8 protein-coding genes and 1 pseudogene are annotated in these 17,041 nt (G+C 68.9%); 7 read left to right on the forward strand and 2 right to left on the reverse strand.

The features are described from left to right. Nucleotides 1-67: 67 nt before the first annotated feature. Both ACQCO7_RS12425 and ACQCO7_RS12430 read left to right on the forward strand, forming a co-directional pair. Nucleotides 68-3,115, forward strand: a complete 3,048-nt coding sequence (locus tag ACQCO7_RS12425; RefSeq protein WP_464071881.1) for an SNF2-related protein — start codon at nucleotides 68-70, stop codon at nucleotides 3,113-3,115. A 34-nt stretch (nucleotides 3,116-3,149) separates the two neighbouring features. Continuing rightward, complete coding sequence (locus ACQCO7_RS12430; RefSeq protein WP_464071882.1) at nucleotides 3,150-8,309, forward strand: DNA methyltransferase family protein; 5,160 nt, start codon at nucleotides 3,150-3,152, stop codon at nucleotides 8,307-8,309. Nucleotides 8,310-8,368: 59 nt separating this feature from the next. On the opposite strand, the gene ACQCO7_RS12435 is transcribed toward ACQCO7_RS12430, so the two are convergent. Both ACQCO7_RS12435 and ACQCO7_RS12440 read right to left on the reverse strand, forming a co-directional pair. After that, nucleotides 8,369-8,560: a DUF397 domain-containing protein gene (locus tag ACQCO7_RS12435; protein ID WP_329524249.1), complete on the reverse strand. Its 192-nt coding sequence runs from the start codon at nucleotides 8,558-8,560 to the stop codon at nucleotides 8,369-8,371. Next, nucleotides 8,557-9,435, reverse strand: coding sequence for a helix-turn-helix domain-containing protein (locus tag ACQCO7_RS12440; RefSeq protein WP_329524248.1), 879 nt, complete (start codon nucleotides 9,433-9,435; stop codon nucleotides 8,557-8,559). Before ACQCO7_RS12440 ends, ACQCO7_RS12435 begins: the two co-directional genes overlap by 4 nt. 287 nt (nucleotides 9,436-9,722) lie before the next feature. Here ACQCO7_RS12440 and ACQCO7_RS12445 point away from each other — a divergent pair. From ACQCO7_RS12445 to ACQCO7_RS12465, 5 genes and pseudogenes are all read left to right on the forward strand, one after another. Beyond that, nucleotides 9,723-9,863, forward strand: a pseudogene (locus ACQCO7_RS12445) (ATP-binding protein); the annotation flags it as partial. 533 nt (nucleotides 9,864-10,396) lie between these two features. Next, entirely contained in the window at nucleotides 10,397-12,199 is a 1,803-nt protein-coding gene (locus ACQCO7_RS12450) for a reverse transcriptase domain-containing protein (RefSeq protein ID WP_464071883.1), read from the forward strand. A 163-nt stretch (nucleotides 12,200-12,362) separates the two neighbouring features. Further along, complete coding sequence (locus tag ACQCO7_RS12455) at nucleotides 12,363-12,668, forward strand: ATP-binding protein (RefSeq protein ID WP_464071884.1); 306 nt, start codon at nucleotides 12,363-12,365, stop codon at nucleotides 12,666-12,668. A 52-nt stretch (nucleotides 12,669-12,720) separates the two neighbouring features. After that, nucleotides 12,721-13,116: an effector-associated constant component EACC1 gene (locus ACQCO7_RS12460; protein ID WP_329524246.1), complete on the forward strand. Its 396-nt coding sequence runs from the start codon at nucleotides 12,721-12,723 to the stop codon at nucleotides 13,114-13,116. A gap of 6 nt (nucleotides 13,117-13,122) precedes the next feature. Then, nucleotides 13,123-17,025, forward strand: coding sequence for a caspase, EACC1-associated type (locus ACQCO7_RS12465; protein WP_464071885.1), 3,903 nt, complete (start codon nucleotides 13,123-13,125; stop codon nucleotides 17,023-17,025). Nucleotides 17,026-17,041: the final 16 nt, after the last annotated feature.

Raw genomic sequence — 17,041 nt, forward strand, 5'->3', positions numbered from 1 at the left:
TAATGGGCGGGCCCTCACGAGGGCCCCGCCCACACACGCACGATCGAATCGCCTCAGGAGGCCACGGGTGACCGCCGTCCAGACCAGCGCGGACCAGACCGGCGCCACGAGCGGCCGGGACCAGTACCCGGCGGGTGCCCTGGTGGTCGTGCGGGACGAGGAGTGGCTGGTCAAAAGCTCGATGCCGACGTCGGACGACGGTACGCGCATCGAGGTCACCGGGGTCTCGGAGTTCGTGCGTGACCAGGAGGCCGTGTTCTTCTCCGGCCTGGACCGGATCGAGCTGCTCGACCCGGGCGCGACCATGCTCGTCAGGGACGACTCCCCGAACTACCGCCGCTCCCGGCTGTTCCTGGAGGCGGTGCTGCGCCGCACCGCGCTGCCCCAGTCGGAACAGCGCCTGGCGCTCGCCGACTCGTTCCTGATGGACCCGCTGCCGTACCAGCGGCGCCCCGCCCAGCTGGCCCTGTCCGGCGCCAATCTGCGCCCGCGGCTGCTGATCGCGGACGTGGTGGGCCTCGGCAAGACCCTGGAGATCGGCCTGACCCTGGCCGAGCTGATCCGCCGCGGCCGAGGCGAGCGGATCCTGGTGGTCACCCCGCAGCATGTGCTGGAGCAGTTCCAGCACGAGCTGTGGACGCGGTTCGCGATCCCGCTGGTGCGGCTGGACTCGGTGGGCATCGAGCGGATCCAGCGAGAGATCCCGGCCGGCCGCAACCCGTTCACCTCGTTCAAGCGGGTCATCGTCTCCATCGACACGCTCAAGAACACCGACCAGTACCAGCACCATCTGGAGCAGATCCGCTGGGACGCGGTCGTCATCGACGAGTCGCACAACCTGATCAACCGCGGTTCGCTGCGCAACCAGCTCGCGCGCACGCTCGCCCCTCGCACGGACGCCCTGATCCTCGCCTCCGCGACCCCGCACAACGGCGACGCGAAGTCCTTCGCCGAACTGATCCGGCTGCTGGACCCGGTGGCGATCCGCGACCCGGAGAACTACCGCGCTGCCGACATCGAGCACCTGTTCATCCGGCGGACGAAGATCAGCCCCGAGGTCCGCGAGCAGATGAAGGGCCAGTGGGCGGACCGGGGTCCCTCCCGCTCGGTGCACTGTCCGGCCACCCCCGCCGAGGAGAAGATCTTCGAGGAGCTGGCCGCGGTCTGGCTGCCCGGTGACGGCGGCACGTCGGTCAGCGCCGTCCCCCTCTTCCCCTACACGCTGCTGAAGTCGTTCCTGTCCTCCCACGCCGCGCTGCGGGCCACGGTCTCCGCGCGGATCAGGACGCTGGAGAAGAAGGAGGACCGGCGCGGTACCGAGGCCGAACTCGCCGCGCTGTACCGGCTGTCGGAACTGGCCGCCGGTCTCGGTGAGACGGACTCCGCGAAGTTCGCCGCCCTGGTGCGTCAATTGCGCGAGGAGATCGGGGTGGGACCCGGTTCCGAGGCGCGGGTCGTGGTGTTCTCCGAGCGGGTCCAGACCCTGGAGTGGCTGGCCCGGGTGCTGCCCGCCGCTCTCGGATTCCGGGGCCGTGCGGCCGTCGACTGCGTGCGCGTCATGCACGGCGGGCTCTCGGACGAGCAGCAGATGGCCCGCGTCGAGGAGTTCGGCCTGGCCGACACGCCCGTCCGGGTCCTGCTCACCGGTGACGTGGCCTCCGAGGGCGTCAACCTGCACCGGCAGTGCCACCAGCTCGTGCACTACGACGTGCCGTGGTCGCTGATCAGGATCGAGCAGCGCAACGGCCGTATCGACCGGTACGGGCAGGCCCACCCGCCGGAGTTCCGGGCGCTGATCCTGACCAGCGAGGTGGCGGGCGCCAAGGACGACACGGTGGTCGCCGAGCGGCTGCTGGAACGCGAGGACCAGGCGCACCGCTCGCTGGGCACGGCGGAGGCGGTGACCGGCCTGTACCGGGCGGAGGCGGAGGAGCGGTCCCTCATCCAGGACCTGCTGAGCGGCAGGACCGTAGACGAGTCCCTGGACACACACCGCTCCGCCGCCGACGGCCAGGACGCCGGTCTTGAGGACTTCCTCGCGGACTTCTTCGGCTCGGTGGACGCGACCACGGGAACGTCCGGGGCTCTGGGCGCCGACGAGCACGCCGCGCCGACTCCGGCCGGAGCGCTGCCGTCGGCCGGCGCCGACGACGCGAGTCCGGTGCTCCCCCGGCTCTTCGACTCCACCGCCCACTTCGTGGACGAGGCGCTGCGTGAGGTCTACCCGGACGCCCGCGACCGGCTGGACCTGGACCGCGACCAGCAGTCCGGGCTGCTGTCCTTCCGCCCGCCGGCGGAACTCGTCCACCGCCTCAAGGCGCTGCCCTCGGACTATCTGCGCGAGCAGCGGCTGCGGGAGCGGCTGCTGGTGACCTTCAACCGCCGTCTCGCCGAGCACTCCCTGCAACGCGCCCGGCAGTCGTCCACGTCGAGCTGGCCCGAGATCTCCCTGCTCACGGACCTGCACCCGGTCGTCGACTGGCTCACCGACAAGGTCCTCGTCGGACTCGGCCGCCAGGAGGCGCCGATGATCACGTCGAACGTGGCGGAGCCGGTCTACCTGGTCCAGGGCGTGTACTCCAACAAGCTGGGCCGACCCACCGTCGTGAAGTGGATGGGCGTGACCTGGCGGCAGTTCGTCGTTGTGGCGGAGGACGGGAAGAAGAACTACTTCTGGGAGGGCTTGGCCGTCGACGACATGGTCTCCCTGCTGCGCCGCGCCGGCGTCGGCCCGGCCATGGCGAACAAGCGGGGCTACCGCGATCCCGAGCCGCTGCGCGCCGCCCTCCCCCGGGTGCTGGAGACGGCCGAGGCGTTCCTCAACGCCGGCCGCGACGCCTGGGACGAGCCGCTGCGTCGCCCCGTCGAGGAGTACAAGCTGCGGCTCGGCGCCTGGGAGCAGCCCACGCTGGACGGGGAACGCACCCGCGAACGCCTCGCCGATCTCGCCGACTCCCTGCTGACGACGGGCAGGCCCCTGCTGCGGGTCCTCGCGGTGCTGGTACCGGACACCGAACCCGCCGACGACCGCGGGAAAGGCAACGAAGCCCCGCCCGTCTCGCTCGCGACGTCGCCGTCCGTCTTCCGCTACGTGCCCTCGAACGCCACCCTGTGACCCTGGTCTGTGACCCCCTGAGAGAAGCCCTGTCATGACGTACGACTCCCTGGTCAACCGTGGCGACTACTTCTCGGCTCACTACCTGGCCGAGGTGCTGCCGAAGGATCTCAAGTCGGGCCTGCTCCAGAGGTGGAAGGAGCGCGAGGAGGCGGCGAAGCCGCCCGCCGACGACGGCGGAACCGAGGAGGAGACGTCCGCCGCGCCGACGCCCGGCCGCACCGAACTCCCGGTGACCCCGCGAGCCGGACTGCGTGCGCTGCGCCGGGGCTACTTCCGCGCGCGGTCCTCCTTCGCCCTGCCCGAGGACGAGGACGGCATCATCTCCGTCCGCGACACCGACGACGACTTCCTGACCTACCGGGCGCCGAAATGGCGGGAGCAGGTACGGGCGCTCAACGCCGAGGTGTTGCGCGCGCTCGGCTATGACGCGAAGCCGCGCGTCCTCTCCGTCGAACGCGCGGGCCAGCGGTACGAGGTCCCGGTCGCCCACTCCGAGAAGGGCCTGGTCGCGCTGGACTGCGGCTGGGCCGCCGAACCCGACGCGGCGCTCGACCCGAAGGGCCGTGGACGCCTCCTGGAACCGGTGCCGCTGGACGGCCCGAACCCGGTGGAGACCGGCTCCAAGCTCGCCTCCTTCCTGTTCGCCTGTGAGGAACCGCCCCGGTACGTGCTGCTCCTCGGCGGCGGGGTGATCGTCCTCGCCGACCGCGCGGTGTGGGGCGAGGGACGCTATCTCGGCGTCTCCCTGGACACCGCGCTCCAGCGCAACGACACCCGGTCGGGTGGAGAACTCGACACCGTGGCCGCGCTGTTCGGCGCGGACTCGCTGCGCACGCCGGAGGAGGGCGGCGAGAACCCGCTCGACAAGCTGATCAGCGAATCGACGAAGCATGCGGTCGGCGTTTCCAAAGACCTACGCGAGGGCCTGCGCAAGAGCGTCGAACTGATCGCGAACGAGGTGCTCCAGCGGCTGCACGGGCAGGGGGTGCGCCCCGAGGACATCGGCGAACTCCCTGACCTCGGGCGCCGGTTGACCCGCGAGTCGCTGCGCTACCTCTACCGGATCCTGTTCCTGCTGTACGCGGAGGCCCGCCCCGAGCTGGGCATCCTGCCCGCCGACTATCCCGAGTACCAGCAGGGCTACGGGCTCGGCCGACTCGGTGAACTCGTCGCCGAGCGCGAGCCGGTGGGCGACACCGCCCGCAACGGCTTCTACCTCTACGAGTCCCTGGACCTGCTGTTCCGCAAGGTGCAGGACGGCTACCGCCCCCGCCGCACGCACGGCGTGGAAGCGGCCGGCGACGACACGGCGGACGAGAAGACCAGCGAGGACGTCGGCCTGCGCTTCGAGCCACTGCACAGCAAGCTGTTCGAACGCGACGCGATCCGCCTGATCGGCGCGGACAGCCTCCCCGACCCGCGCCACGACTCGGACGAGGCCCTTGCACGCGGCGAGTCGGTCCGCTACCTGGACACCCGGCTGCGCAACGCCACCCTCCACCAGGTGCTGCACAGCCTGATGATCACCCAGGGGAAGCGCGGCGAACGCGGCGGCTTCATCTCGTACGCGCAGCTCGGCATCAACCAACTCGGCGCGGTCTACGAGGGCCTGATGTCGTACAGCGGCTTCATCGCGGGCGAGGAGCTGTACGAGGTCGCCAAGCACGGTGACCCGAAGGACGGTTCCTGGCTGGTCCCCAAGTCGAAGATCGCCGACTACGACGACTCCGTGTTCGTACGACGCCGGGACCGGGTCACCGGTGAGGAACTCCGCGTGCGGTACGCGCCGGGCTCGTTCGCGTACCGCCTGTCCGGCCGCGACCGGCAGACCTCCGCGTCGTACTACACGCCGGAGTCGCTGACGCGGGTCACCGTGCAACTTGCCCTCCAGCAGCTCCTCACCGAGACCACGGAGGCGAAGGACCTCCTGGACTGGCGGATCTGCGAACCCGCCCTCGGCTCGGGCGCGTTCCTCAACGAGGCGATCAACCAGGTCGCGGCGGAGTATCTGCGGCGCAGGCAGACCGAGTTGGGCCGCTCCATCGACACCGACCAGTACTCCGTCGAACTCCAGAAGGCCAAGGCGTACATCGCCCTGCACAACTCCTACGGCGTCGACCTCAACGAGACGGCCGTGGAGCTGGCCGAGGTGTCGTTGTGGCTCAACACCATGCACCCCGGCATGGAGGCACCCTGGTTCGGCCTGCACCTGCGGCGCGGCAACTCGCTGATCGGCGGGCGACGGGAGGTGTACGCGGCCGAGCGGCTGAAGAAGGGCGGCTGGCTCGGGACCACTCCGGAGCGCTTCCCGTTGGCGGAGGCGGTGGAGGGTGCGCCGCTTCCGGAAGGCTCGGTGCACCACTTCCTCCTCCCGGCGAAGGAGTGGGGTGCCGTCGCCGCCGAGAAGGAGGCGAAGGCACTGGCCCCGGCGGAGGCGAAGGCACTGGCCGCGTGGCGGAAAGCGGTCACGAAGTCCCCGACGGCGAAGCAGACGGCCCGGCTCCAGGGGCTGGCGCGCCGTGCCGAGTACCTGTGGGGGCTGGTCGTACGACGGCTGGAGCTGTCGGAGCGGGACATCTCCCGTCGCATCCGAGTATGGGGAGCCGAGGACGACTGGCTGCGCCGGCCGGAGGTCGCCGTGCAACGGGACGCGGTGCTGGCCGAGCTCCAGGCGGAGGACACCCCCTACTGGCGCCTGAAGACGCTCATGGACGCGTGGTGCGCGCTGTGGTTCTGGCCGGTGCAGAGCGCGGCGCTGCTGGACGGGACGGACGAGCGGTACGCGCGGGCGGAGGCGTTGGCCGCGCGGGCGGCGGAGTTGGAGGTGGTGAGCGCCGAGGGCGGTGCGGAGAGCGGCGCCGACGATGTCCTGCTGGCCTGGGAAGCGGATGCGCTGCCCGGTTTCAGCGCCGAGCCTCAGCAGATGACGCTGACGCGGGATTCGGTGTCCCGCCGCCGCACCGGCCGCCGCGCTGAGCAGATCAGGGGCGAGCGCCGCGACGTCATCGCGCTCGCCGACCTGGACGACTGGATCGACTTCGCCGAGGCGCTGCTGGGCACGCAGGATGTGCCGGAGGAGTCGCTGGTGCCGACGTTCCAGACGCTGAAGCGCTTGTCCGAATACGAGGACGAGCTGCCCGAGTGGATGGGCATGGACCGGTTCCAGTCGCTGGAGGAGCGGTTCTTGTGGGCGGGCGCGGCGAGGGATGTGGCGAAGGCGCAGGGGTTCTTCCATTGGGAGTTGGAGTTCGCGCAGGTGTTTGCGCGGGGTGGGTTTGAGTTGCAGGTGGGGAATCCGCCTTGGGTGAGGCCGAGGTGGCAGGAGGATTTGATTCTGGCGGAGTTGGAGCCTTGGTTCGTGCTGGCGGAGAAGCCGAGCACAGCGGAGTGGCGGCTTCGGAAGGAAGAGCTGTTGGCTACGCGGGCGGACTGCCAAACGTTCGTCCTCAACGAGATTGCCCCCCTTGCTGGCGTTGTGACAACGCTGAGCAGTCCAGCTACATACCCTCTTCTTGCTGGTACCCAGGGTGATCTTTACCGGGCCTTCATGGCTAGGGTATGGCAGCAGATCGCGCCACACGGAAGCGCAGGCCTGATCCACCCAGACACGCATTTCGGCGGCGTACGTGAGGGCGCCATCCGAGGTGCCGCATATCAGCACCTCAGGATTCACGGCCACTTTGTGAACTCGGCCAACTGGGCGTTCGAAGAGATCGATCGCGGCTGGGAGTTCGGGCTGCATATCTACAGCACCCCACGGGATCCCGACTTCCTGCATGTCAGCGAACTTCGCGGGGCTAATGTGCTCCCCGAATCATTGATTCATGATGGGCAAGGGCCGACGCCCGCTATCAAGCACAATGGTTCATGGGACATCCGACCACACAGCGAGCGCGTGGTACACGTAAATTCTGACCTACTTGCCAGCTGGCAAGCACTGACGGGCTCGACTGGCGGCGCAGCGAAGGCGCCACTCTTGTACCCAGTACTGGTCGCCGAACAAGGCGCAATTGAGGCGTTGGCCGTCTATGACAGCAGCCTGACGGATTACCGACCGATGATCTCAAGCGGATACCACGAAACTGGCGCCAAAAAGGAGGGGCTGATCCGTTGGGGCAACCAGGCCGTCCCCGAACTCACGGAGGCCATCTTCCAAGGGCCGCACTTTGCATCGGCGCTTCCATTCTCCAAGCAGCCTAGGATCCCCTGTCGAAATAACAGGGACTGGGACTTGCTCGCACCAACGGAGTTGCCCGAGAGGTTCACCCCCGTGACCAACCTTGTGCGCGCTACCGATCAAGCCACATACCTTGAACGTCAGGACAGCTGGCTCGGAAATCCATACACGACCTACTTCCGCTTGGCCTGGCGGAGAATGATCCCGTTCAACACCAGCCGCAGCCTGCAAGCTGCCCTCATCCCGCCAGGCCCCGCGCACATCGATGCCGTGCACTCCATGGCATTGACGGACGAGCGGATGACCGTCCTCAACGCGGGCTTCTGGGCATCGCTACCGCTCGACTATCTACTCCGCATCACCGGCCGCTCGGACCTCCGTGTCGCTGAGGCTTACAAGATGCCAGCCCCTGACCCTAAGCACCCCCTCGCCCCGGCCGCGCTCCTCCGCACCCTCCGTCTGAACGCCCTCACCATTCACTACGCCCCCCTCTGGGCCGATTTGTTCGACCCTCGCTGGGTGGGGTACGAGGATTGGGTCAACCCCAATTGGCCCCGCCTAAGGCCCCTCGCCGCTGACCTCACGCCAACCTGGCAGCATGACACACCTCTCCGCACCGAACACGAACGCCGTGCCGCCCTCGTAGAACTCGACGCTCTCGTCTCCGTCTGGCTCGGCATCACCGCCGACCAACTCACCGCCATCTTCAAGTCGCGCTACCCCCAGCTCCACGACTACGAGTCAGCGACCTGGTTCGACGCCAACGGCCGCAAGATCGCAGCGGACTTCAACACCTTCGGCCACGGTCAGACCAAGCAGGACTACCTCGATCTCATGGCCCACCTGGAAGATCCGGAGCGCACCCCGCCCCCCGAGGGCTACCAGGCCCCCTTCTACAAGGCCGATCGCGAAGCCGAGATGCGAGCTGCCCACGCGCGCTTCCAGGCGCGGTTGGATGCGGAGATCGCCGCCGGGCGCTGGACTCCGTCTGCCCGTGAGACGGCCAAGGCGTAGTCGGCCGCCCCCATTACATAGGTCTGCCCCCGGCGTACAACCGGGGGCAGACCAGGCACTTACTGCGCCACAAAGCCGACGAATGTCTCCCAGATATCAGCGGTGACCGGGATGGCGGGTCGATCGACGTCCTTGGAGTCCCGCACGCGGACAACGTCCGGGAGCACAGCCACCTCGACGCACTGGCCGCCCTCACCACTGCTGTAGCTGCTCGTGCGCCAAGTAGCCACTTCATCGACGTCGGTGTTCATGTCTCTCCCAACAGTTCCTCAATGAGGGTCAACGACTCGCGGGGCGTGAGAGCTTGCGCTCGTAGCAGACCGTACTGCTCTTCAAGCTCACGGACGGTGCCCCGATCCGTATAGAGACGACTGTGCTTGTATGCCTCCACATAGGCGATCCTCCGCGCATCCTGCGTCTCGATCAAGGTGAAGGGGCCAGCCAGACCGGCGTGCTCGTCCCGCGCGTTCGGCATGACCTGGATCTCAACGTTTCGCCGCTGTCCGCACAGCAGAAGCTGCTCCAACTGACCGCGCATCACGTAGCTGCCGCCCAGGGGCCGTGTCAGCACAGACTGCTCGATGACGAAGCTAAGGGTCGGCATCGGCAGACGGCTGAAGATCTTCTGCCTCGCGAGACGTGCGGCGACCCGCTCCTCGATCGTCTCGTCGCTCAGCAGCGGCCGCCGCATCGTGAACACGGCTCGCGCGTACTCCTCCGTCTGCAAGAGCCCGTTGATGAGGTGCGTGTCGTAGACGTGTAGCTCAACCGCCTCCCCCTCCAACCTGGCCGCATCCCGAAAGAACGCCGGATACTGGGCCCGAGCCACCTCCTCCTTCATCTCCTGGAGGACCCCGCCCGCATCCAACACCTCGTCCGCCCGGTCGATGAACCTCGGCGGAGCCACCCGGCGCCCCTGCTCGTACGCGGCGATGGTGGACACCGAATACCCCGTCAGCGAGCCGAACTCGGGCCGCTCCAGGCCCGCCCGCACCCGGAACCGCTTCAACTGGCGCCCGAAGACCCGCAGAACACCTGAGCCGGCGTCGGGTTCCGGCTGCCGTCCCTCTCCGTCGCCGTCACCGCTGTCCGACGCCTCGTCCACAAGTCCCGTCGGTTCACTCACCCCGTACCACCTCCCCCGGCCAACGCGCCCCCGCGCCCGCCGTCACGCTCCGTCCCGCCTACACGCGCGTACCGCACACCTACAGCGACTCTCCGTGTGCGCGCCGTATCTGGTCACGCTAGGACCGCACCGGCAACGTGGGCCACATGAACAGCCGAACTTCCCCCACACGGCGAACTCCCGAAGCCGAAGCCGAAGCCGAGACCGAAGTCGAAGCCGAAGCCGAAGCCGCAGGCGAATCCGCGCCCCGGACCGAGACCTGCTCCCGCCCCCGCCACGAGTTCGCGATGGCCTTCACCTCCTGCCCGCGCGGCGCGCGCCTCGCCCGCAGGCTGGTCTCCCACCGGCTCGACACGTGGGGGCATCCGTACGACGGCCGGGTCAACGACACGCTCACCCTGATCACCGCCGAGTTGACCGCCAACGCCGGTGCGCCATGAGGCGCTCTGTTGTATCCCCGGTTCAACCGGGAGGAACTGAAGGGAGGTTCCTGGGTCTGATGGCTTACCTGGATCCGAAAGGTGAAGGGGACAGCAGCATGCCAGGAAATCAACGATCACGTTCAGGTATGGAAGTGATGCGTAGAGGGACCCGCGCGATACGGCGAAAGCTGTACTGCCTGAACCCCAATCTCCAAGGGATGAAAGGGCTGGCATCCATCGGAAACCTACCTGACACCGATGCCGCGTCCTGTGGTGGAGTAATTGCGTATCCACCACACCCTTCGGGGCGCGGACTGATTCCCAGTGAGGGAATTCAAGGAGATGAGTGGGGCGCCTAAGTCGCGCTAGATACGTACAACAGAGACGAACATGGGATCACCTAAAGGGCGCGAGCCCCAAGGTGACGGAGGCCCCGTAGTAGTCGCAGGAATAACGACCTGCCAAGGAGGACGGGAAAACCGTCCGCAGGGCGAAGGGGGCCAGGTGATCGGACATCACGATGCTGGGAGGTATGCGTAATGCAGAACGCCGAAACGGTGCTTGATGTCCTGCGTGAACGCGGCAGGCAGAACCTGCCGTGTGATGAACTGTATCGACAACTGTTCAACCCGAACCTGTATCTACTGGCATACGGGCGCATCTACGCCAACCACGGCGCGATGACACCCGGAGCCTGCGGGGAAACCGCGGACGGCATGTCCGGAGCCAAGATCGGGCACATCATCGAAGCCATGCGCCACGAGCGTTACCGCTTCCGCCCGGTAAGGCGCGTCCACATTCCGAAATCAAACGGAAAAACGCGCCCGCTCGGTCTGCCGTCCTGGTCGGACAAACTCGTCGGCGAAGTGATCCGCCTTCTGTTAGAGGCGTATTACGAGCCGCGCTTCTCCGGCCGATCCCACGGTTTCCGCCCCGGCCGGGGCTGTCACACGGCACTGTCCGAGGTGACATACAACTGGACCGGGACAACCTGGTTCATTGAAGGAGACATCTCCGACTGCTTCGGCTCGCTGGACCATGAAGTCCTGCTGGCCATCCTGTCGGAGAAGATCCACGACAACCGGTTCCTCCGCCTCATCCGACAGATGCTGAAGGCGGGATACCTGGAAGACTGGAGATGGCACGCCACGCTGTCGGGATCCCCGCAAGGCGGTGTGCTTTCCCCGCTTCTGTCCAACATCTACATGGACCGGCTGGACACATTCGTCGAGACAGTTCTCATCCCGGAATACGCCCGAGGGAAAACCCGCCGCAAGAACCCGGCCTACAAGGAGCTGGAGAACGCGATCGGGGCTGCCCGGAAGCGGCTCGCCTACAGGAAGGAGAACACCGAGTCCGCCCAAGTCCGCCAATGGCGAAAGGAGTTACGCCGTCATCCGGCCGGAGATCCACACGACCCGGGCTACCGGCGGCTGCGCTACATCCGCTACGCGGACGATCACCTCCTCGGGTTCATCGGACCCAAGGCCGAAGCCGAGACGATCAAACAGCGCCTGGCCACATTCCTGCGCGACGACCTCAAGCTGGAACTCAACCAGGACAAGACGCTGATCACCCACGGCCGCACCCAGGCGGCCCGCTTCCTCGGCTACGAGATCACCGTCCAGCACGCAGACGAAAAGGTCTCCCGGGGTGGTCGCATCAATCGCGGCCTCCGCTCCATCAACGGGAAGATACAACTCCGTGTGCCCAAAGACGTGATCAAGGCCAAATGCGCCCCGTTCCTCCGCCGTGGCAAACCCACGCACCTGCTCCCGCTGACGAGTTGCACACCCTTCGACATCATCGGCATCTACGGAGCGCAGTACCGGGGCATCGTTCAGTACTACCTGCTGGCCGGCGACGTCTGGAGACTCGACCGGCTCAAGGGGGTCATGCTGACCTCCATGCTCAAGACCCTGGCCGCCCGGCACCGGTCAAGGGTGACCACGATGGCCAACCGCTACAAAACAACCATCAGGACACCCCAAGGACCACGCAGGTGCTTCGAGGCCAGGATCGAACGCGAGGGCAGGAAACCACTGACCGCACGGTTCGGTGGCATTCCCCTCACCCGGAAACGGACGGCCGTCCTCGACGACCTCCCGTCCACCTTGTTCACCCCACGCAGCCGCCCGCGCGGCAGCCAACTCATCGACCGGCTACAACGCGGACAGTGTGAACTCTGCGAGAGCCGAACTGAAGTGCAAGTACACCAAGTTCGCTCCCTCGCAGAGCTAAGAAGCGCAGGAGAACAGCCCGCATGGGCGCAACTGATGCTCAAGAAACGACGCAGAACCCTCGTGGTCTGCCCGCCTTGTCACGGAAGCATCCATACGTAACCCGGGTGAACAGCACGCAGTAGTCACTGGAGAGCCCGCTGCACCGAAAGGGTGCACGGCGGGTTCGGGCCGGGGGCCACTGGAAAAGGGACTGCACAGCGGAAACCTCGCCAGTGGCCTACCGGTACTCCAGCACGGGCACGTCAGCGGACGCGACTTCCACGTGCGGCTCACCGAGAACACCGACTCCCTGCGCGTCGAGGTCACCGACACGCGAACCGAACGCGTGCCGCTGCTCTCCGACCTGGAGCCGCCCGGCGACGCGGAGTCCGGCAGGGGCCTGCTGATCGTGGCAGGGCTGGCGACCCGTTGGGCGGTCACCCCGCGTGTGGGCGCGCCGGGGAAGACCGTGTGGGCGGAGTTGGGCCTGACGCGGGACACGCACGACCCGGCCATCGTCGACCGGTTTCACGCCAACGGCCGCGACGGCGGCCCCACTTGGCCGCCCGGTGTCAGTGGCGGCCACTAGTCTCGTTCGCCCGGCAAGGAGCCGGTGAATCCAGGGGGAGTACGAGACCGCCATGCCCGACAACCACACCGGATACCTGATCTCCGTCGTCGACGAGGATCCGCTGCGCGCCCGCAAGGACGCTCGGGAACTGCTCGCCGCGCTCGGCGAGGTGGACCCCACGGCCAGGCTGGACCTTCCCGAGCCCGGCAGTCTGGCGGGGGCCGGCGACAAGGGCGGGCCGTCCGCCGAGACCGTCGGGCTGCTGCTGAGCGCCGGTTCGTTCGTCGTCGCGCTGGTGCAGACGTGGCTGGCGCGGGTCCCGCAGCGCACCATCGTGGTCAAGCGGCCCGACGGGGCGGTCCTGCACATCACCGGCAAGGAGGCCCGCGAGGACGACACGCTCATCGAGCGGTTCCTCGCGGACGACAGGGTCGACGACGGCACGACGGCGACGACGGCGGGCTGAGCGGCGATGACCGACAACGACCGGCACGCGTTACTCGTCGGCGTCTCCACGTACGACAGCGAGACGTACGCCGAACTCCCGGCCGTACGGGCCGATCTGCACTACATGCGGGCGGTGCTGGAGAACACCGAGATCGGCATGTACAACGAGTGCGCGCTGGCCGCCGAGCCGACGCGCGCGGAGATGCTGCACGCGGTCGAGACGTTCCTGGAGGCACGGCAGCCGAGTGAGACGGCGCTGCTCTACTTCAGCGGGCACGGCGAGTACTGCGAGCAGGACGGCCAGCTGTACTTCCTGACCCGGGACACCGACCCGGCCGACCTGCCGGGCACGGCCGTACCGGCGGAGTTCCTGGAGCGGATGCTGCAGTCCTGCCGGGCCGCCTCCAAACTGGTGCTGCTGGACTGCTGCTCCAGCGGGTCCGTCGTGCAGGGCTGGACCGCGAAGGGCCCGTCGGGGGAACCGGACCGGCCCGCGCCGAGCACCCTGCTGCGGCCGACCGGCGTGTACTTCATCACCGCGTCGGACGCCCTCCAGGCTGCGTCCGCGATGGCGCCGCTCGGCTCGAACCTCGGCACTTCCCGGTTCACCGGGGAGATCGTCGAGGGGCTGCGCAACGGCCGGATCAAGGACGGCGGCTGGATCACCCCGGACGACCTCTTCGACTACCTGACCGCCCAGATGACCCGCGACGGCGTTCCGGAGGAGCAGCGGCCCACCAAGTCCACGATCAGGGCGACCCGGAGTCTTCCCTTCGCCCGATCGGTGGCACGGCCGGTACGGCTCGCTGCGCCGCCCCAGGACGCCGTCGGAACCGCCCGGCGCTCCCCCGCGCTGCTGAAGGCCCGGGAGCTGGCGGAGGCGGACGAGCGGGACGGCGTCGACCGGCAGCGGCTGCTGCGGTACTACGCGGACTGCCTCACCGCGCAGGCGGCGGCCGGAATGCGGCCGGACCGGGACAGCGGCCGGAACAAGAAGTACTTCCTGCTGATCCAGGGCGAGGAGACCATCCAGTCGGGGCGCGGACCGAACATCGTCGCGCCCGGAGCGCTGCTCGGGTTGCAGGAGGGGCGAAGCGGCCCGGACACCGAGGCGGGGACACGGCAGGAGTACTGGTACGGCTATCCGGCGATCACGCTGCCCGCGCGGGACGCCGGCCGGGGGCGGCGCGCGACGGTGGAGCTGGCGCCGCTGCTCATCCAGCAGATGGAGCTGGCGCCGGACGAGGAGGGCCGGGACGTGCTCCGGCCCAGCGGGGTGCCGTCCCTGCACAGCGGGGTCGTGTCGGAACTCCTGGACGCGGGTGACGCGGCCGACCTGGTCGCGCGCTGGCAGCCGGCCTGGCAGGAGGGCAATGACGCGCAGATGCTGCGCGCGATAAGGGAGTTGTTGGACGAGCTGGGGCTGCCGGAACTCGAACCGCTGGACCCGTCCGCGCTGAGCGACCGCACGGTGATGCAGGCTCTGCGGCCCGGCGCGCACAACGCGGCCGTGCTGCTGGTGCCTTCGGGCGCGGAGGCCATGGCCACCCAGGCACTGGTGGAGAACCTACTCCAGATCTCCGCGCGGACCACGCAGATCGCGGGCACCGCCCTGGACGCGCTGCTGAACGGCGGGGCCCGGCAGGTGCCTGCGCCGACCGCCGTCGCGGCGAGCCCGGTGACGCCGGTCGCTCCGGGACCGTGCAACGAGAGCCAGGAACTGGTGATTTCGTCGGCGATGACCCAGCCGCTGACGGTGGCGACCGGGCCGCCCGGCACGGGCAAGAGCGAGGTCGTCACGGCGGTCGTCACCACCTGTGTCGCCGCGGGACAGTCGGTGCTGGTCGCCTCCACGAACAACGAGGCCGTGAACGTCGTCGCCCAGCGCTGCGACGACATCGCGCCCGGCCTGCTCATGCGGACCGGCAACGCGGAGGCGCTGGAGCGGGAGGCGGCCAAACTGGAACGGCTGCTCGCCGAACCGGCCGGGGCATCGCGGCGCGGGTCGGCCACCGTGGGCGGCGAGCTGCGCAACACCCGGCGAAACGCCGACCGGCTGCGGGCGCAGGCGGCACACCACGTCGGCGAGGAAGGACAGCTGTTGGAACTGCTCCGCGACAGGGAGGAGCGGGCAGCGGCCCTGGAGCTGCCCCTGTCCCTGCTGGAAGGGGCCTGGGCGGCGGACGTCGACGGCGTGGCGGCGTTGGGCCGGTGGGCGGAGCGGGCGCGGAAGACGGCCGGGGCCCGCTGGTGGCAGCTGGGGGCATGGCGGCGCGGGCGCGCGCTCGCCGCGCTGGTCTCGGCGGGGACCGAGCGCCCGGACGGTGCCGGACCGGCATGGCCGGAGTGGGCGACCCGGCGACCCGTGCCGCCCGAACTGCTGGAGTCCCTGGCCGGGATCGTGTCCGTGGAGCGGGAGGTACGGGAACTCGTCCACCGGCACGGGGAATGGGACGAGGAAGGGCTCAGGCAAGCCCGTTTCGCGACGGCGGAGGCGCTGTCCGGGCTGTCGGCGGAACTGTCCCGCGCGCTGTCCGCCGAGGCCCTGGACCGGGCGACCGGGCTCATGAACCAGCGGCTCCAGGCGCTCCGCCGCCGCTCCGGCTACCAGCGCAGCCAGAAGAACCTGATGACGCACATCAAGGGGTGGGCCGTCAGCACCCACTCGCTGCGGCAACTGGAGCTCGCCCCGAAGCTGTTCGACCTCGTGGTCATCGACGAGGCCAGCCAGTGTTCCATCCCGTCGGTGCTGCCGCTGCTGTTCCGGGCCCGCCGGGCACTGGTCATCGGTGACCCCATGCAGCTCGGGCACATCCCCGGGGTGTCCCCGCAGCAGGAGCGTCAGGCGCGGGTACGGGCCGGGCTGAGCGCCGCGCAACTGGAGCACCACCGCCTCACCTACCACGTGTACTCCTCGTATCACGCGGCCGAACAGCACGGCGACAGCGCGCTGCTCCTCGACGAGCACTACCGCTGCCACCCTCGGATCGCGGACGTCGTCAACGGGCACTGCTACGGCGGCCGGTTGCGGGTGCTGACCGACGTGCGCCGGCAGGTGCCGTCGTACGACCCGGTGGGAGCGGCTGACCCGGCACCGGTGCTCGGCTGGGTCGACGTACCGTCCGGGGAGTCGGCGCGCGGCGGCGACGGGCAGTCCTGGCGGAACGCGGAGGAGGAGGCGGCCGTCCGGCGCGTGGTCGACGCACTGCTGGCGGGGCTTCCGCCGGACGCGACGATGGGAGTGGTCACGCCGTTCCGGGCGCAGAAGGAGACACTGGCACGGATCTGGCGGGACGACGACCGCGTCCGGGTCGGCACCGTCCACACCTTCCAGGGCGGACAGCGGGACGTGATGGTGCTCAGCCCAGTGGCGGCGCACAACACACCGCCCCGGACGACGCACTGGGTCGCGAGCCAGGTCAACCTGTGGAACGTGGCGGTCACCCGGGCCAAGTCGCAGCTGATCACGGTGGGCGGCCGTGCCTTTTGGCAGGACCAGAGCGGCCTGCCCGCCCTCCTCGCCGCGCGTTCGGCACCGCTGGGAGCGGGCGACGACGGCACGACGGCCGAGGCCGGCACACCGGGCCCGGTAACCGAGGCCCGCTCGGACCTCGCCGACCGCCTGCAGCGGTACCTGGCCGGACGGGGCATCACCGATCTGGAGCGGGCCGTGCTGGTGGGCGGCCACCCGGTGGACCTGCTGTTCACCGACTCCGGCGAGAACACGGCGGTGCTGATCGACCCCGGCCCGGGGCCCGGCGCGGACCCCGCCCGGCATCTCCGGCTGACCCACGCGCGAGGCGACCTGCTCACCGGGCTGCCCTCCGGTGGCCACGGGGCCAAGCCCTGCCCGGTGAGCCGGACGGTGCGGGTGCCCGCCTGGCGGATCATCGCGGGCGACCCCGCGCTGGCACCGCTGTTCGACTGAGCGCCGGGCTCGCTGC

The sequence above is a fragment of the Streptomyces saintjeani genome (assembly GCF_055409605.1).

Bases quoted from the DNA above. Each gene is read 5' to 3' on its own strand.
- ACQCO7_RS12430 (WP_464071882.1), top strand. From the start codon at position 3,150: ATGACGTACGACTCCCTGGTCAACCGTGGCGACTACTTCTCGGCTCAC.
- ACQCO7_RS12435 (WP_329524249.1), bottom strand. From the start codon at position 8,560: ATGAACACCGACGTCGATGAAGTGGCTACTTGGCGCACGAGCAGCTAC.
- ACQCO7_RS12450 (WP_464071883.1), top strand. From the start codon at position 10,397: ATGCAGAACGCCGAAACGGTGCTTGATGTCCTGCGTGAACGCGGCAGG.
- ACQCO7_RS12460 (WP_329524246.1), top strand. From the start codon at position 12,721: ATGCCCGACAACCACACCGGATACCTGATCTCCGTCGTCGACGAGGAT.
- ACQCO7_RS12465 (WP_464071885.1), top strand. From the start codon at position 13,123: ATGACCGACAACGACCGGCACGCGTTACTCGTCGGCGTCTCCACGTAC.